At 32.4% G+C, this 16,716-nt stretch carries 15 protein-coding genes; 2 read left to right on the top strand and 13 right to left on the bottom strand.

What is annotated here, in order from left to right; genetic code table 11:
* From PND65_RS01020 to PND65_RS01005, 4 genes are all read right to left on the bottom strand, one after another.
* Window positions 1-1,206, bottom strand: coding sequence for a glycosyltransferase (locus PND65_RS01020; RefSeq protein ID WP_271989897.1), 1,206 nt, complete (start codon window positions 1,204-1,206; stop codon window positions 1-3).
* A gap of 13 nt (window positions 1,207-1,219) precedes the next feature.
* Entirely contained in the window at window positions 1,220-2,329 is a 1,110-nt protein-coding gene (locus PND65_RS01015; protein ID WP_271989899.1) for a glycosyltransferase family 4 protein, read from the bottom strand.
* Window positions 2,330-2,346: 17 nt separating this feature from the next.
* Window positions 2,347-3,699 (bottom strand): exopolysaccharide biosynthesis polyprenyl glycosylphosphotransferase, encoded by a 1,353-nt coding sequence (locus PND65_RS01010; RefSeq protein ID WP_271989901.1) that lies wholly within the window; start codon window positions 3,697-3,699, stop codon window positions 2,347-2,349.
* Between the two features lie 127 nt (window positions 3,700-3,826).
* The gene (locus PND65_RS01005) at window positions 3,827-4,321 is read right to left on the bottom strand and encodes a transcription termination/antitermination NusG family protein (protein ID WP_271989903.1); all 495 of its coding nucleotides are present in this window, start codon (window positions 4,319-4,321) and stop codon (window positions 3,827-3,829) included.
* Window positions 4,322-5,015: 694 nt separating this feature from the next.
* Between PND65_RS01005 and rhuM the strand changes: the two genes are divergently transcribed.
* Window positions 5,016-5,402 carry a RhuM family protein gene (gene rhuM, locus PND65_RS01000; protein ID WP_271989904.1) on the top strand — a complete coding sequence of 129 codons (387 nt, stop codon included), beginning with the start codon at window positions 5,016-5,018 and terminating at the stop codon, window positions 5,400-5,402.
* Window positions 5,354-5,911, top strand: coding sequence for a type II toxin-antitoxin system death-on-curing family toxin (locus PND65_RS00995; protein WP_271989906.1), 558 nt, complete (start codon window positions 5,354-5,356; stop codon window positions 5,909-5,911). Before rhuM ends, PND65_RS00995 begins: the two co-directional genes overlap by 49 nt.
* 325 nt (window positions 5,912-6,236) lie before the next feature.
* On the opposite strand, the gene PND65_RS00990 is transcribed toward PND65_RS00995, so the two are convergent.
* The 9 genes from PND65_RS00990 to PND65_RS00950 all read right to left on the bottom strand — a co-directional run bounded on the left by PND65_RS00990 (window position 6,237) and on the right by PND65_RS00950 (window position 16,631).
* Complete coding sequence (locus PND65_RS00990) at window positions 6,237-7,835, bottom strand: immunoglobulin-like domain-containing protein (protein ID WP_271989907.1); 1,599 nt, start codon at window positions 7,833-7,835, stop codon at window positions 6,237-6,239.
* Window positions 7,836-7,988: 153 nt separating this feature from the next.
* Window positions 7,989-9,395 (bottom strand): glycoside hydrolase family 1 protein, encoded by a 1,407-nt coding sequence (locus PND65_RS00985; RefSeq protein WP_271989909.1) that lies wholly within the window; start codon window positions 9,393-9,395, stop codon window positions 7,989-7,991.
* Between the two features lie 12 nt (window positions 9,396-9,407).
* Window positions 9,408-10,781, bottom strand: a complete 1,374-nt coding sequence (locus tag PND65_RS00980) for a M24 family metallopeptidase (protein ID WP_271989911.1) — start codon at window positions 10,779-10,781, stop codon at window positions 9,408-9,410.
* A gap of 16 nt (window positions 10,782-10,797) precedes the next feature.
* The gene (locus PND65_RS00975; RefSeq protein WP_271989914.1) at window positions 10,798-12,240 is read right to left on the bottom strand and encodes a M81 family metallopeptidase; all 1,443 of its coding nucleotides are present in this window, start codon (window positions 12,238-12,240) and stop codon (window positions 10,798-10,800) included.
* Between the two features lie 10 nt (window positions 12,241-12,250).
* Window positions 12,251-13,693 carry a M81 family metallopeptidase gene (locus PND65_RS00970; RefSeq protein ID WP_271989917.1) on the bottom strand — a complete coding sequence of 481 codons (1,443 nt, stop codon included), beginning with the start codon at window positions 13,691-13,693 and terminating at the stop codon, window positions 12,251-12,253.
* A gap of 63 nt (window positions 13,694-13,756) precedes the next feature.
* A complete protein-coding gene (locus PND65_RS00965) occupies window positions 13,757-15,139 on the bottom strand; it encodes a PTS transporter subunit EIIC (RefSeq protein ID WP_271989919.1) in 1,383 nt (460 codons plus the stop codon).
* 201 nt (window positions 15,140-15,340) lie between these two features.
* Window positions 15,341-15,808 carry a PRD domain-containing protein gene (locus PND65_RS00960; protein WP_271990106.1) on the bottom strand — a complete coding sequence of 156 codons (468 nt, stop codon included), beginning with the start codon at window positions 15,806-15,808 and terminating at the stop codon, window positions 15,341-15,343.
* 19 nt (window positions 15,809-15,827) lie between these two features.
* On the bottom strand, window positions 15,828-16,169 hold the full coding sequence (locus PND65_RS00955) for a CAT RNA binding domain-containing protein (protein ID WP_271989920.1): 342 nt from the start codon (window positions 16,167-16,169) through the stop codon (window positions 15,828-15,830).
* Between the two features lie 18 nt (window positions 16,170-16,187).
* Entirely contained in the window at window positions 16,188-16,631 is a 444-nt protein-coding gene (locus tag PND65_RS00950) for a PTS sugar transporter subunit IIA (RefSeq protein WP_271989922.1), read from the bottom strand.
* Between the last annotated feature and the right edge of the window lie 85 nt (window positions 16,632-16,716).

The following is a 16,716-nucleotide window of genomic DNA, read 5'->3' as shown; positions in this document are numbered from 1 at the left end:
TTAGTTTTCTCCTTCATAAATCTTCATCAATTTATTTACATAAGCTTCCACGTTATCAAACTTATTTTCTTTACAATTTGTACTATATTTTTCCATTAAAGATTTATTACTCCATAATTTTTCAATTTTATTCTTTAACTCTTCTTCATTTCCACTTTCAAACAATTCTCCAGTTTGACCTTCAATAATCAGCTCTGGAATGCCACCAATTTTAGCTCCCAATACAGGAGTTCCATACATCTGACTTTCCATAACAGAGAAAGGACAGTTTTCATACCATTCCGATGGATAAATACTGAATCTTGCCTCCCGAATCAAAGTTTCTAATGAATCACCTGTTTGAAATCCTACATTTTTAATATTAGGAATTCCATTAATTTCTTTTTCTAGTGGTCCAGTCCCCGCAAAGATAAACTGTACATCGGACAACTGTTTACAAACTTTCAATAAAGTATCGATACCCTTTTCCTTAGAAAATCTTCCAAAATAAAGAACATAGTCTTTCTTTTTTGTATCTTTCCATTCAACTTCATCTACAAAGTTATGCATCGCAATTGTTTTTTTAGCGAACAATGGATTAGTATCCATTTTCGTTTTTAAAAACTCAGAACAACATATCATTGTATCTATATATTTATAAGCTCCATTTAATTTCCAGAAATTAGCTTCCAATGTCCCAATAAAACTTTTGGCAGTTGAACCATGAATACATTTTCCTTTAGTGCAATTAAAAAAATGTCTTCCCAGACATTTTTCACAGTTTTCTCCCGTATTTGGATTTTTACACATATGATTTGGACAAACCAATTGATAATCATGTGCGGTAAAAACGATTTGACAAGAGTTACCCTCTTTTCTCCATTTTTGTATTTCCAATATAATACTTGGAGTCAATTGATAATTAAAGTTATTGATATGACACACATCCGGTTTAAAATCATCCAATACCAATCTGATTTTCTTTCTAGCTTCTTTATTGTATATCGTCTTTAATGGATAGGTGATTTTCGATAGTTTGGAACCTCCATGAAAGTCCATATCCGAAGTATATGCATTCACTGCATTACCAACACAACGTCCTTCATGTTCCATTCCAAAGTATTGAACTTCATGTCCCTGAGATTTTAAAAAATCCCCTAATTTAAATATATATGTCTCTGATCCCCCATTAGGATAGAGAAATTTATTGATCATTAGTATCTTCATAATCTTTTCCTTATTAATACAACTCCAACGTTCTTTGTGTTATAGTATCCCAGCTATACTTTTGACAAATATAATCCGAAGCTTGGTTTGATAGTTTTTCTACTCTATCCTTGTTTTTTAGTAGTTGGTTTAGTTTATTTTGTAGGTCTTGTACGTTTCCTTTTTTAAAGGAGATTCCTTGGTCTTCGATGACACTTGTACATTCTTCTATGTCGCTAACTAAACAACAGTTTCCATAGCTCATAGCTTCAAGTAAGCTTAGTGGCATTCCTTCTAAATCACTAGGCAAACAATAAATATAGGCATTACTATATAATTCATCTAGAATTTGTCCTTGAACAAAGCCAGTGAATATAATATTTTTTTTATTATTTGCCATTTGTTTTAATTTTTCAAAGTATTCATCAGTATCACTAGATCCACCAGCAATTACTAATTTTTTTTCTGTTTTAATTTGATTATATGCTTCTATTAGATAATGAATTCCTTTTTCAGGAACAATTCTTCCTAAATATAAGATATAATCATCTTTATTTAAGTTGAATTTCTGTTGAATCAAATTTGGTTCAACAATTTTTGGTTTGTTTACACCATTAGGGATAAACACCGTTTTTCTTCCATAAGTGTTTTTGAAATATTCTTGTACTCCTTTAGATAACACAATAATTTCGTCTGCATATTTTACAGCACATTTTTCACCAATCATGATATAAGTACTTGCTAATTTACCCCATTTTGCTCTTTGGTGATCTAAACCATGAATCGTTGCGATACAACGTTTACCAAATAACTTAGGAATCCATAAAGTAGCACAAGGTCCTTCAGCATGAAAATGAACAACATCAGCTTTTGAAAAAGCAGCTTTGATACTCGCAAAGAAACTAGCACTCATTGCTGATAATCCTCTTTTATCAATTGTAAGAACAGGTTTTATATGAACCCCTTTATATTCTCTCAAATGATTCTCTTCAATATTTTTATCCATGACATGTTTCCCTTTTCGGTTATAACAAGTCACATCATGTCCTAGTTGAACCATTCGAGTTGCCAGTTCTTCAACAACAATTTCAACTCCACCTTCACGAGATGGAATTCTTTTATGTCCTAACATTGCGATTTTCAATGCTTATCTCTCCCTAATTATTTAGCTCCACTTCCATGAATAACAATTCTTATTGTTTTTATAAGAAGTGTTACATCCAACCAGAAGTTCCAATTTCGATAATAATAATCATCCAAATCTAAACGCTCTTCAAAACTAACATCACTTCGACCATGTGTTTGCCACATACCAGTAACTCCTGGCTTACAATTAATAATTGAGTTATAGGCATAACCCATATCTTCTTTTTCTCTTAATAAATATGGTCTAGGTCCTACAACACTCATTTCCCCTTTTAATACATTAATGAATTGAGGAAATTCATCTAAACTCTTTTCTCTTAACATTTTCCCTGCTTTTGTGATACGAGGATCATTTTCAAGCTTTTTGTTTGTTAAGTATTCTTTTTTAATTGCTGGATCTTTTTCCATCAATTCCTCTAGAACTTGTTCCGCATTAGGAACCATTGTTCTAAATTTATAGATCTTAAATGGTTTTCCGCCCTTACCAATACGCTGTTGCGTAAAGAAAATAGGATCCTTATCTCCTTCTTTTCGATTTTTGTAGAATACATAAATCGATAAAGGAATCAGAATAAGAATACCAGCCAAAGCACCAAGTATATCTAGAATACGCTTTGCGATTCTAGGCAATACTCTTATTGTACCCTGGCTTGTAGAAGTAACTAATAAACCATCATAATCTTCTACCTTTGTATCAAAAGTAATCAAACCTTCAACGCGTGGTAAAAATTTAATTGTTTTTACTTTGTTTGCAATCCTTTGATAGATCAACTTCATATCATGTTTTCCCATCTCAGGAATCGCAAGAAAAACTAATTCAATATTTTCTTTTTCAATAATGATTTCTAATTCACTTAATGGTTTAACATTTTCACCCGTTAGTACAATCGTCTGATTGATATCTCTGAAGAAATTACTATTGTTACAATTGATATATGCTTTAACATCCGTTAATGCAAATCGATTACCTTCACAAACAGTTCCTAATGCTTTTGCAGTTTTTCCAGCACCAATAATAACTGTATTCTTCTTAAAATACTTTCTAAAAATAATTCTTGTAAAGCGATTACATAAAACCGCAAAACAAAAACTTCCTAACGTTAAGCCTGCAAAAATCAATACATTAACAACATCGATATGAATCAATAATAATCCAAGGACAAAACTCACTGTATGAGACATAATCAATAAACGAATTTCATCCCACAATAATAATGCCTTATCCCTATATCTACCAAGTGCAAGTTGAACCACTAAATAAACAATTGCTAGTTTATATCCAACCTCTCCCTTAAAAGGAGAAACTATAAGAATTAAAGATACAAACAACAATTCTAAAATAGCATTCAATATCCCAATCTTAGTCATATCAAATTCAAATTAACCCTTTCTTGCATAAAAAAAGGTATAGTTCCCCTAACCCATATAAAATGGATATTTGAACTATAACCAAGAAAAACTCATTTATGCGGTAAACCAGCTATAAACAAGTAATCTATCCTTTCTGTTCTACTGAAACACCAGCAATCCATCTCTGATTTAGAAAGAATAAATCCAAACTTGCTAATCGGTTTCTCTTATCATATTTTACAATATAAGACTCCAACCCTTTCAAAGTACCATGATCAATAACAATCTTATTATTCTCCAAATGTCCATAAGACATTGGTAAAACATGATTATCATTTAACAATACAGTCAATATTTGAATCTCCTCTTTCTGTAATGCAGAAACATGATCATATTGTAGCTGTTTGATAAAACCTTTTTTTAATTCCTGTTTTCTTAACCATTCGTTAAATTCCAACTGATCAAACTCTGTTTTTACAAAAACATAACCTGGGAATAATGACTTTAGTTCATTCGTTTTTCGATCCCTACGATAATATTCAAGTTTAGCACTAAAAGCATGAATACCCTCGCTTCGATTCAAAAAAGCACAAAGTTTATCCTCGTACAAGGTTTGTACAAACAACACATACCAGTTCATAATTTAATACCCAACTTTCTTCCTAAAAAAATGGTGAATATTTGTACAATATCGATACAGCACACCATAAAACAAAATCTAAGAAATATAAGAAATATATTTCTCAAAGGTACAATAAGAACTCATAATCCTGGCTTTTCTTTTTTTGGGCCGAAAAAATGACCGCCCCCCCCCCGGACAAGTCCGGAAGAGAGCCGAATTACTTACTCATAATAGCAGAATCAATTAAATTTTTAAAGTCATGAAACCGTTATCATGAAAAAATAATTCCCTTTTATTTCCATAAAGCCATCCTATTATTAACCCATAGTTTGAAATAGACCAATTTGGCTAATTATTTATCTGAACAATTTAACTCTTCATTCCTCCTTAACATATATTTCCTATTTCGTTTATATACTTATGAGTATTATACTTTAAAGTATATTGTTTACCATGATTGTGAATTTTTTTATATATACCGTTATCAGACTTTAATTAAGAAAAAACATTCAAGAAGTACCATACTACCAACTATAGAACAATATATCATTCTTTGACTAAAGCTCCAATTAGCACAGTTACTCATATTAGCTAGATGAAAAAGTAATTCGCTTATGTTTCTCAAATCATACACTGAAACTTAAACAACAGGTTCAATGACAACATCTTTTAACAATGCTAGAGTAATAGATATAAGATAGGAGGCAATAATATGTCAAACGAAGTTGTAATCTTTAAAAATGGAGAATTGGAATTAGAGGTCAATATAACACCCGAAAAAGAGACTGTATGGCTTACTCAAGATCAAATGTCATCATTGTTTGATACTGCAAGATCTTCTATTGCTTATCACATCAATAATATCTTTAAAGAAGGCGAATTAGTTAAAGAGACTTCTGTCGAAATTTTCGACAGAAGTCAAGGAAAAGCATCACGCCCACCAATGTACTATAACCTTGATGTAATTATCTCTGTTGGATATCGTGTGAAGTCGCAAAGAGGCATTGCCTTTAGAAAATGGGCTACCTCTATCTTAAAAGACTATATGCCTTGCATAAAACTGTTGAAATTCAAACTAGAATACTTGCATCAACCTTAGAATTAGACGAAAAAGAAGTTTTAAACGTTATTGAAACTTATGCCAACGCCTTATCTTTACTAGATGATTATGACCATGGTTTACTTTCTAAACCAGAAGGAACAGATTTTATTTATCGTTTAAGTTACCAAGAGTGTCGAGAGTTAATTGATAAAATGAAATTTGATTCTGATGTTTTTGGTATAGAAAAAGAAGAAGGTAAACTTAATGGTATCTTAGCTGCCGTTTATCAAAATGTATTTGGTCAAGAATTATATCCAAGTATTGAAGAAAAGGCAGCCAATCTTCTATACTTCTTAATTAAAGATCATCCATTTGCCGATGGTTGCAAACGAATTGGTGCAACCATTTTTCTTGAGTTCTTAAATAAGAATAACCATCTTATCATAGAGGGTACTCCAATTATCTCTAATAGCGCTCTTGTCGCAATTACTTTGATGATTGCTGAATCTAGACCAGAAGAAAAAGAAACAATGATCAGCTTAGTCATGAATTTCTTATCGAAATAATCCATTTAATTATTTGGAAACAATTTTTACTCTTTAGGTGGATCCAGAAATATTGGTAATATCTCATTAGTTTGTCCTACTGTCTATTGCGAAACTGATACCGGTGCCAGCCCAAAAGTTTATGGTCACAATCAAGATTTCCTGCCATATATTCATGGAGAAAACGTTCGATACTCTTTACATACAGCTACAAAAACTATGGTAATGACAGCATTTGATATCTTTAATAATCCAGAAATCGTAAAATAAAGCAACAAGGTTATCTATCCAAAATGGATAGATAACCTTTTACTTTGATTCAATACATTTTAGCGATTATATATTTTTATTCATCACGTTTTTTTAATGTCTTTAACACAGCCATTCCTAATGCAGAAAGACCTGTCATTCCAGCAAACAATCCTGTTGATAGACAAACGGCTGTATTTACTTTTTCTTTGTCTTTTTCATCTTTATCCTTATTTGTTTCTTCAGCCTTGGCCTTAACAGTAACTTTGATAGTCTTTGTTGTTGTAGCTCCCTGTGTATCTGTAACTGTGTATGTTACCTGATATTCTCCAGCCTTACGAGTATCTACATTGCTCTTGATCGTCATAAGATTTGTGATATCGCCATCTTCTTTATCAATAGCAGTTACATCTTTTCTTGGATCAAACTTATCACCTACTGTAATAGTTTTGTCTGTAGCATTAATTACCGGAGCTTCATTTTTAACTTCTAATCCACTAACTGTAAATGTAACATCTCCTTCATTTCCCATCCAGTCAACACAATGTAAAGTATACGTTCCATTTTGTGTATATTCTTTTTGGTATACATATCTTCCATCTTTATAGTGGTATACCCAAGTTTCTGTGTTTACTTCACCATCTACGTCAGATTCTGGTGTCTGTAACAATTCAGCACTGTCCAAACTTACGATTACCGTATTGTGGTCTGTTTTTTCTGTACTAACTTTAATATCCAGTTCCGTGGATGGAACAGCTTCTAGTTTTAAGAATGCTACTATTAGATCCTCTGATAATTTATCTAAATCGGCTTGTGTTAGTGAACCATCACTTCGTGCATTTTTAGCTTGTGTGTATAGAGGTTCAAATCTAGCCCAGGATTCTTCAGTATATGCCGATTCATCTTTTAATGTTCTTTCAACATTTGAAATCGCATTATCTAAACCTTTAAAGTTTAAAGCTTCCAATCCTTCTACAGTAAATGTAATAGTCTCTGTATTTCCAAATACATCTGTACAAGACACATTATATGTACCATTTTGTGTAAATTCTTTTTGGTAAACATATCGCCAGTTAGAGAAATGATATACCCATGTTTTTTCATTGATTTCACCATCTGGTGTTCCACGAGGTGTCTGTAATAAATCATAACTATCTAAATTTACGATCATAGTATTATGATCCGTTTTTTCCATAGTTACAATAATATCTAAATCTGTTTCAGCCCCTGGATCTATACGTAACATCATAAATGCACCTATTAAATCCATAGCCAATTGATCAACATCTTCCTGTGTTAATGAAGCATCACTTTTAGCCCCTAATGCCTTGTCATAAACAGGTTTAAACTGAGCCCAAGAATCCTTAGTATACATAGATTCATCTCGCAACCCATCTTGAACTGTTTTTAAAGCACTATCCAGCTTACTATAATCAATAGTTGCATAAGTGATAACTTCACCCGTTGATGGTTGAATGGATTCTGCAGGTTCTCCTTCTACAACATCTGCATCTCCAGTTGTCGGTTGTTCAATAACCTCACTTGTTTCTGTTGACTCCTCAACAGTTGCCAGTTCTTCAGGCGGTGTTTCAAGTTCTTCTGCATGAATGTTTGTTGCTAACATTGAACATGCAATACTTGAAGCCATGACCGTACTTAAAACTGCTTTTCCAGTCACGATTACTCTTTTGTTCATTTTGTGTCTCCTCCTTTAAAAAGCGTCAAAATTGTAAGCGTTTTCTATACTCTCATGGTATCACAACAAAACATCTTAAAAAAGAGAAAATAATATATTTTTAAATAAGTATTTCTAGCTTTAAAATTTACCCGGTTTTTACAAGATGAAGATTTATCTCATACTTTCTATTAAATCTTTATACCAAAAATAACTCTTCTTAGGATATCTTTTATTGTTGTCTTCAAAATCCACACGAACCAATCCATACCTTTTTTCATATCCATTTACCCAGCTATATAGATCCATAGTAGACCAAGCATAATATCCACGAACATCACAACCATCTTCTATTGCCTTAAACATAAAATCAATATAACCTTGCATCATTTCGATTCGGTCATCATCTTCAACGTAGCCTTTCTCATCCGCTTGTTCGTACATACCATGTCCATTTTCTGTAATGTAAACAGGAAAATCACCATATTTGTTTTTTATTTCCATCAAGGTATTGTACATGCATCTAGGATAAATTTCTCTCCCCCATAAATTTCTTTTTGTGTTTGGGTCATCTGTTGTTTCATAAAGGTTTTTGATTCGTATACCTTCTTTCATTTTTGATTTTGCGCCCTTATTATTATGAAAAACTTCTGTTTCCCCTTCTGAATAGTCCGTAACATAAAAACGGTTATAAACATTCATGCCAATAAAATCAACGATCCCTTCTCTAAAATCCAATGCATCTTCTAATTTCATGAAAGAATAATCGACTTTCAACTCATGTAAAAATGGAATCAATTCAACAGGTATTTCTCCCTTTAAAGCCGTATTTAAAATAATCCCGTTATAAAACATATCTGCACGAAGATATACTTTTTCAGGCTCTTTACAATCCGGAGCCACTTCCACATTACTGCTGTCATGAACTATTCCAATTTGTCCAGGTAAACCCATTTCGTGAAAAATATTTACCACTTTTGCACTTGCAAGAGCCTCATTATACATAACATTAAAATATCTTTGAAAATCTAATTTATGATTTGGAGGGTAATTCCCAACAATATTTGAACAATAAGCATAATATTTAGGTTCATTGATAGTAACCCAAATTTTTACTCGATTTCCAAAATACTGAAAACAAGTCTTGGCATATTCCACAAATGCTTCAATTGTATTTCTATTTTCGAAGCCACCTTCTAAAGCAATTGTATTCGGCAAGTCATAGTGAAATAACGTAACATTGGGTTCCACCCCTTTTTCAAGACAATAATCAATGACTCTATTATAGAAATCAATTCCTCCTTGATTAACCTTACCTCTACCATCGGGTAATATTCTTGCCCAACTTATTGAAAATCGATAAGAATTCTGTCCTCCTTTGACAAGTAAATCAATATCTTCTTTATAATGATGATAAAAATCACAGGAGACATCCCCAGTTGCACCATTAATATTTAGAGGATTTTCATGACTAAAAACATCCCATTCCCCTAATCCTTTACCATCTTCATTCCAAGCCCCTTCACATTGATAAGCCGCTGTTGCGGAACCCCATAAAAAATCATCTTTTACTTTTGACATACTTCCTCCATTTCATATATTTTTTAATGCATCATCTTTATTTAGCATAAATGGTCTACAATAAGCCGTAGCCATACTAGTTGGTATGATTTGATCACTAATCTTGATTCCTAATTCTTTACGCATATAGTCTTGACGCTTTAAAATTCGTTTATATAACATTGGATAGGATTGCTTTATTTCCTGAATTAATTGTTCATCGGCCAATAAGACTCCACTTTCACAACTTATTCCACCATAACCCGATACGGATGGGATAATATCAATTTGAAAAAGCATTCCGTTTTTTATAATTTCTTTAGATCCCGGATATATTGGGCTTGACAACCATTCTTCATCAGCACATAAATGACCCGGATTTAAAGTCCAACCGTATATATCTTTTGGTAAAACCTTCTCTATGCAGTTATATAGTTCACCGCCAGTCATTCCAATATGAATTTTTTCCAGCCAAGTAACAACCGCATTAAAGTAAGGTTTAGCTACTTTTTCCAAATAATCATTTACTTTTTCAGGTAAATCTTCCTTTTTGTCTACCGCATATCCTCCTCTACTTTGTAATCCTCCTTTAAAACCAGTTGTAATAGATAAAGTATCTCCCTTTTGTATCTGTTTATTTATTGGATACATATTGGCTTTCTCAAATCTTGCACCTGTTGCCATGATTGTTACAACACTATGATATTGTCCAAATGCATCGAGTTCTTTAGCAACGTCCATTTCTGTTTTTCCAATTTCAATTGCGTCCATTGCTTTTAGAATGCAATTTCCAGCTAAAGCAGCGCCAAATTCATAATGGGCAAATTCATTTGCATTGTTTTGAACTCGAATACCATCTTCTCCAATTAATAAATCTGTCACATTAATGTACTTTGCATTTGAATTTATTTCTCTTAAGCCACACATAATAAAGTCTGGAATATCAAACAACATTGAATTATCTTCCAGTTTGCTCGTAAAATTTTTCCAACCTACGATACCAATTCTTTTATCATTTTGTACACTGCATTTCGATAAAATCTCACTCACTGTTTTATCTGTCATCATAGGCTGATTAGGCAAAGAAAAATGAGGCATATGTACCGCTGTAGCTTTAATTCTTGATTTATCGGCTTTATTCAGATTCTCATTACCCAAAACTAGATGCGCCTGTCCATCTTTATGCAAAACAAGCAATGCTTCCTCAAATCGAGGCAGAAACCCCACAAAATATTCAAAGTTACTACCGTGCTCTAAATCTGCCCAAATAATAACTGAATCAAGATTCCGTTGTTTCATTCTATCAAGAATTGCATTTTTTCTTAATTCCATGGTCTCATCTGTTAATACAACAGGAACAATATCTGTTTCTATTTCCGGCCTTTTAATCTTTTCAAGTACGATCATGATTTACTCTCCATTTCTAAATATTATCAATAGGATACATCGGTCTCATAATCAATTTAAAAGGAATTAATTTTGTATCTTGAACCGTTGCCCCATCCGTTAAAGACATAATACAGAGTTTTCCCTTCTCTTTTAGTTCTGGATGTATGTACCCTTGTTTTACAACAATGATATCGTAATCATCCCAATCAACCCCACAAGCTTTAATTTGATGTTCTTCCACAAAAGAATGATTATTATCCGTGATCGCTATATCAATCGGATAATGCTCTATTGAAACAGTAACGATAGGACCATAATCTCCATGCTCTCCATACATATTAGTCCCCTCTTGTCTTCCTTTTGCTGTTATGACAACATCTAATTCAATTTTTTTTGACAAGTTATCATAATTTAATCCAAGGCTTATATGATGTTTAGAATTGATTGGTTCACCAACAAGTTCATGGCAAATAACAGGATCATTTATAGCAGCAAATAATACTTTTTTATTTAAATTATCTACTTTTAAAAATTGATTTAGGATAACAGTATTGGCTCCCATTGCCCCTGAGGTGACATTATCACCTGAATCGGTAATAAATACAGGCTTCCCTTCAAATGACAAAGCCATCTTAATTGCTTCATCCGGTTTTGCTGTTAGACCTGTATAATGAAATTCATGCCTTCTTTCCCAGACAAAAGATGCCAGTTTATCAGCAATTTCTTCTGCATAGTCTTGATCTCTTTGGGTTGAAGGAATTACAACAATGCCACATCCAGCAACCGGTGTATCATGTCTTAAATATCCAACATGCCATGAACAACTCATGATACGTGGGTCTTCTTCTAGTTCGTTCATATATTGATTAATTGAGCGAACAGGCTCATCTGCTGATACACTCTGTTCACCTCCTAGTATCAGAGGCAATTTTCGATATACCGGTTTTATGTTTCGGGGTTTTTCAATTAAATCAATTAATGTTTGGCAAGTCCTTTGAACAGTTTGTTCAATATCGATATGTGGTGCTTCACGAAAGCTTCGAATAAATGTTGTATTTTCAACATAACTTTTACACAAGTTCCCATGTGGATCACAAGACACTGCGATAGGCATGTATGGTCCAACTATATCTCGAATTTTTTGAACCAAATGATGTTCACCAGAACCCATACCTTCTATTTCACTTGCACCATGTAAATGTAAATATATACCATCAAGACTTCGAATATTTTCTTTGACAGCATTTAAAATTGTTTCTTCTATATATGTAAAGGCTGTTTTCTTCATGACTCCGCTACAAGCCGCATCTGCGCAAATTACCGGTATTAATTCTATATCATTTCGATTAAATACATCTCCTAGTTGCATATGGCTTAACGCTTCTTTTCCATAAGAAATCGCAGTATCTTTCAAATCACATAGCATCGGAACATTTGCATTTGCTTCCAAAACGAATTTTGCTAATAATATCTTCATTGTAACCTCCTTAAATATTATCAATAGGGTACATCGGACGCATGATTCTCTTAAAAGGTAAGGCTGATGTATCTTGTAATGTTGCTCCATCAGTTAGAGCCATAATGCATAATTTCCCATATTTTTTAAAATCAGGAAAGATATACCCTTGTTTCACAAAAATAACATCATAGTCTTCTATATTTATTTGATTTCTTTCTAATTGTTGAATTTCACAAATTGCCCAATTATTATCTGCAACCATAACTTCGATTGGGGTTTCTTTAATTTGTACATTAATATAATGTCCAAATACTTTTTCATTATCATGCATCATAAAACCATTTAGATTTCCTTTGCTTTTTATTATTACATCCAACTCAACGCTTTTTGACAATTCATCAAAATTTGTACCAAGCCGAATTGAAACCTCCTGACCTATTTCCATTCTTTCTAATAATTGATATGTCATAGGATCACAAATTGATGCGAACAAAACTTTTTTATTTAAATTATTAAGATTAAGTATTTTTCTTAATAAGAATGTATTCCAACCAGTAGATCCCGAAGTTACATTATCTCCTGAATCTGTAATGAATACTGGTTTTCCTTCAAAAGAAAAAGCCATCTCAATTGCATCATCTGGTTTTGCAGTAAGTCCAGTGTAATGGAATTCATGTCTTTTATCCCAAACATATGAATAAAGATTGTCTGCAACTTCTTCGGCATAGATTTGATCCTCTTGAGTTGAAGGAACAACTACAATTGAACTTCCTGCAACACTGGTATCATGACGAATATATCCAACATGCCATGAACAGCTCATAATACGAGGATCTTTTTCTAGTTTATTCATATATTGATTAATTGATTTAACAGGCTCATCTGTTGAGACACTTTGTTCTCCTCCTAATATTAGTGGAAGTTTTCTATATACAGCATGAATATTTTGACGCTTTTTTAATAATTCACACAATAAATCTGCAACATGCCACATTGTTTGATCAGCATCTGTATGAGGTGATTCCCTATATGATCGAATAATTGTTGCTGATTCAACATATTCTTTAGATAAATTACCGTGCGGATCACAAACAATCGCGATAGGTAAATAAGGACCCACCAATTTTCTAATTTCAGATAAGATATGATGATCCCCCGACCCTAATTCTTCTATTTCGCTAGCTCCATGTAGCATCAAGAATATACCATCAATTTTCCTTATATTTTCCTTAATTGTTTTCAAAAAAATAGACTCAATATATATAAATGTATTCTTATCAACAACTCCAGAAGCACCTGCATTCGCATAAATAGAAGGAATTATATTTATTCCATTTCTCATAAATACATCTTCTACTCTCATTTTTTGTATACATTCTTTATCAAAAGCAAGATCATAGTCTTTTAAATTACATTTCTTTGGTACATTAGCATTAGATTCCGTTACAAATTCACCAACCATCACATACATAACATTTTCCTCCATTATCTAAAAAATATAACTCCAACAAATTGCTGGAGTTATTTAGTTTAATTATTTCCCACTAGAATCCGTTTTCTTTAAGATGACAGTCGTCGCTACAAAGGAAACAATAATCGCTACAGCAGATACTACTAGATAAAGGATAATATTTCCTGTTGATCCATCCGGAGATAAGAAATAGAAGAAAGATAAAAGTCCTGGGCAACCTCCAACTACATAATTTTTTAATCCAAATACCCCCGCAATCAGTCCTGCAGTTATCGCTCCGATTGCTGTTCCAATCAAACATTTTGGACGCATAATCAAAGAACCATAGAATGCCGGCTCTGTTACACCACACAATGCAGTAACTCCAAATGAAGAAATCATACCTTTTTGCCCTTTATCTTTTAAATGAAATGCAACTGCCAAGGCAGAACCACCAATACATAGATTAGATACTAGACCCATGACCATGTTAAATGGATCGTATCCGATTTCTGCAATTGACTGTGCCATAATTGGAGTAAAAGCTTTATCCAATCCAAGCATAACCATGTAAGGATATAATGCAGAGAGAATTGGCATTGCAATCCAACCAGCCACGGACATAACAGATTGAATTCCATAACCAACCGCATTACTTAATTCAGTTCCAATAGGTCCTAATATAATCAAAGTGATTGGTGTAACAATTACCATTGTTAAAATAGGTTTCAAAAAATAAATGAACATTTCAGGAATAATTTTCTTTAAACCTTTGTCCACAAAATACATCACTCCTACACCCAAAATAACTGGTAGAACACTCGATGCATAAGTAACAGTTGGTACTGTTATTCCTAAAAAATCTAGTCCTTCAGCATCTGAACAAACATATAAAACAGCTCCTAAAAAACCACCCATGATTGGTTCCATACGCAGAGATTTTGCAAATGAATAACCAATCCAAACCGGGAAAAAAGAGAAACCAGCAGTAAAGATATTTAAAAGAAGCTGGGCTGTTCCACTATCATCCGTAAAACCAAAATAATTCACCAATAGATTCTTTATAGCTAAGATCAAACCACCTGTAATCATTGCTGGAATAATCGGCATAAAAATTGCAGCACACTTATTTCCAAACAAATTTAGATAATACATAAAGTTTTTTTCTTCTGGTTCATCTTCAACTTCAGAAGTGACATTTTCTGTTTGATTTGGATTAAAACCAGAAACATCTAAAAAATCATTATATGCATCATTTACTTCAGGACCAATAATGATTTGTATTTGTCCCGATTTTTCAACAACACCAACAACTTTATCTTCTTTTTTAACTGCTTCTACATCAACTTTATTCTTAGAATAATAATGAATTCTTAAACGTGTAGCACAATGTTCAACAAATCTAATGTTTTCTAAGCCTCCAACATCCTTTAATACGCCTTCAGCCATTTTTGTATACTTTGCCATTTTATTTCCTCCTCTTGAAAACATTCTTCCAAAAGGTTTGGCCAGCCAAACTGTAACCACCCAATTATTTGCTCTTCTGGGCTATTTCTTCTCTCCTTTCTGACTTTAAACAATCTTATGATAACTATCATGATATTCGGCCTATTATCGATTAATATTAAGATTGTTTTTATATTTAACAGATACTTTTTCTGTCAAAAACTATGTTGTAAGTTTAACTAAGTGCAATAATAAATACATTTTTTCATCATCTTCAACTTGATAATTATATTTATTTTCAATAAAATGCGCTATTTCATTCACGCACCTGTATTGACTTTTATATAATCCTTTCATCATCAAAAACATTTCTACATATTTTTTCTTATTTTCTTCCACATACTCTTTGTTAACAACCCTTTGTACAAAAAATCTACAATGCGTAATAAATCGATCATACGCAAAATCCTCATAATCTATTTTATAATTACGATTAACAATAGAAAGAATCTCATCAATAATTGAAGTTATCTCATACATTTCCATCATATTAGAATTTGATTCCGCATTGACAATATGTAAAGTTATAAAATTTGCTTCTGAATCATCTATTTTTAAATCATATCTTTTGCTAAGCATTTTTACTGCATGCAAAGCTATTTTGTGCTCAGCTTTATATAAATATGAAATATTTAATAGAATTGTTGAGTCAAAATCTATACCTTTTTTTTATTCTATCAACCATATTAATGATATGATCCGTTAGTGTAACATAAATAGAATCATCTATTTCCTTATCATTATTACTTTTAATATATGAAATTACTTCTTCGCAAATCAAAATATCATCTATGGGAACGTCTTGAATTAATTCTTTAAACTTGTTGTTTACAGTTTCTTTTAATTCAAACCTTTTTTCTACTTTTGATTCATCGATGTTATCACCTTTATTTAATCCATACGCTAATCCACGCCCAACCAATACAAGTTCCTTTCCATTCTTATTTTGTGAGAGCACAACATTATTGTTGTAAACACGTTTTGCTTTCAATGAAATTCACCTCTCTATTCATAAAATTTCAAAAAGAGGATCACCTGCTTTTACATTTCCTTCTTCTCGAATAATTTTTAGCTCTTTTCCCATCACTACAATTGGTACTACTGTATCTTTTCCTTTTTTTTGAATATACTTCCAATCAACAACAGTTAAAAGATCTCCTTGTTTTACATGATCTCCAACCTTAACTTTTGTTTTAAATGGTTTTCCTTTCAACTCTACAGTATCAATTCCTATATGAATCAAAACACTTTGTCCCGATTTTGTTTTTAAACCAATAGCATGCTGAGTTTCAAATATCATGCTGACAACCCCACTTACAGGACTATATACTTCCTTTTCTCGTGGAATAATAGCTATACCGTCCCCCAACATTTTTTCAGAAAACATTTCATCATTAACTTGTGTGATACTAATAACTTTTCCATATAATGGACTATAGACAATTTCAGACACAATAAATCCTCCTGTTACTAAAAAAACCTATTAATAGCATAAAGAAATTTTTTTACCTATTAATAGGCTTTGCTTACAATCAAGT

This window comes from Faecalitalea cylindroides (genome assembly GCF_028321995.1).
Taxonomy (GTDB): Bacteria; Bacillota_I; Bacilli_A; order Erysipelotrichales; family Erysipelotrichaceae; genus Faecalitalea; species Faecalitalea cylindroides.
The sequence above is the reverse complement of the archived record's forward strand: the minus strand, read 5'-3'. Positions and strand labels throughout refer to the sequence as shown.

Coding starts and splice junctions, on each gene's coding strand:
- PND65_RS01020 (WP_271989897.1), bottom strand. CDS start 1,206: ATGAAGATACTAATGATCAATAAATTTCTCTATCCTAATGGGGGATCA.
- PND65_RS01010 (WP_271989901.1), bottom strand. CDS start 3,699: ATGACTAAGATTGGGATATTGAATGCTATTTTAGAATTGTTGTTTGTA.
- PND65_RS01005 (WP_271989903.1), bottom strand. CDS start 4,321: ATGAACTGGTATGTGTTGTTTGTACAAACCTTGTACGAGGATAAACTT.
- rhuM (WP_271989904.1), top strand. CDS start 5,016: ATGTCAAACGAAGTTGTAATCTTTAAAAATGGAGAATTGGAATTAGAG.
- PND65_RS00990 (WP_271989907.1), bottom strand. CDS start 7,835: ATGAACAAAAGAGTAATCGTGACTGGAAAAGCAGTTTTAAGTACGGTC.
- PND65_RS00985 (WP_271989909.1), bottom strand. CDS start 9,395: ATGTCAAAAGTAAAAGATGATTTTTTATGGGGTTCCGCAACAGCGGCT.
- PND65_RS00980 (WP_271989911.1), bottom strand. CDS start 10,781: ATGATCGTACTTGAAAAGATTAAAAGGCCGGAAATAGAAACAGATATT.
- PND65_RS00975 (WP_271989914.1), bottom strand. CDS start 12,240: ATGAAGATATTATTAGCAAAATTCGTTTTGGAAGCAAATGCAAATGTT.
- PND65_RS00970 (WP_271989917.1), bottom strand. CDS start 13,693: ATGTATGTGATGGTTGGTGAATTTGTAACGGAATCTAATGCTAATGTA.
- PND65_RS00965 (WP_271989919.1), bottom strand. CDS start 15,139: ATGGCAAAGTATACAAAAATGGCTGAAGGCGTATTAAAGGATGTTGGA.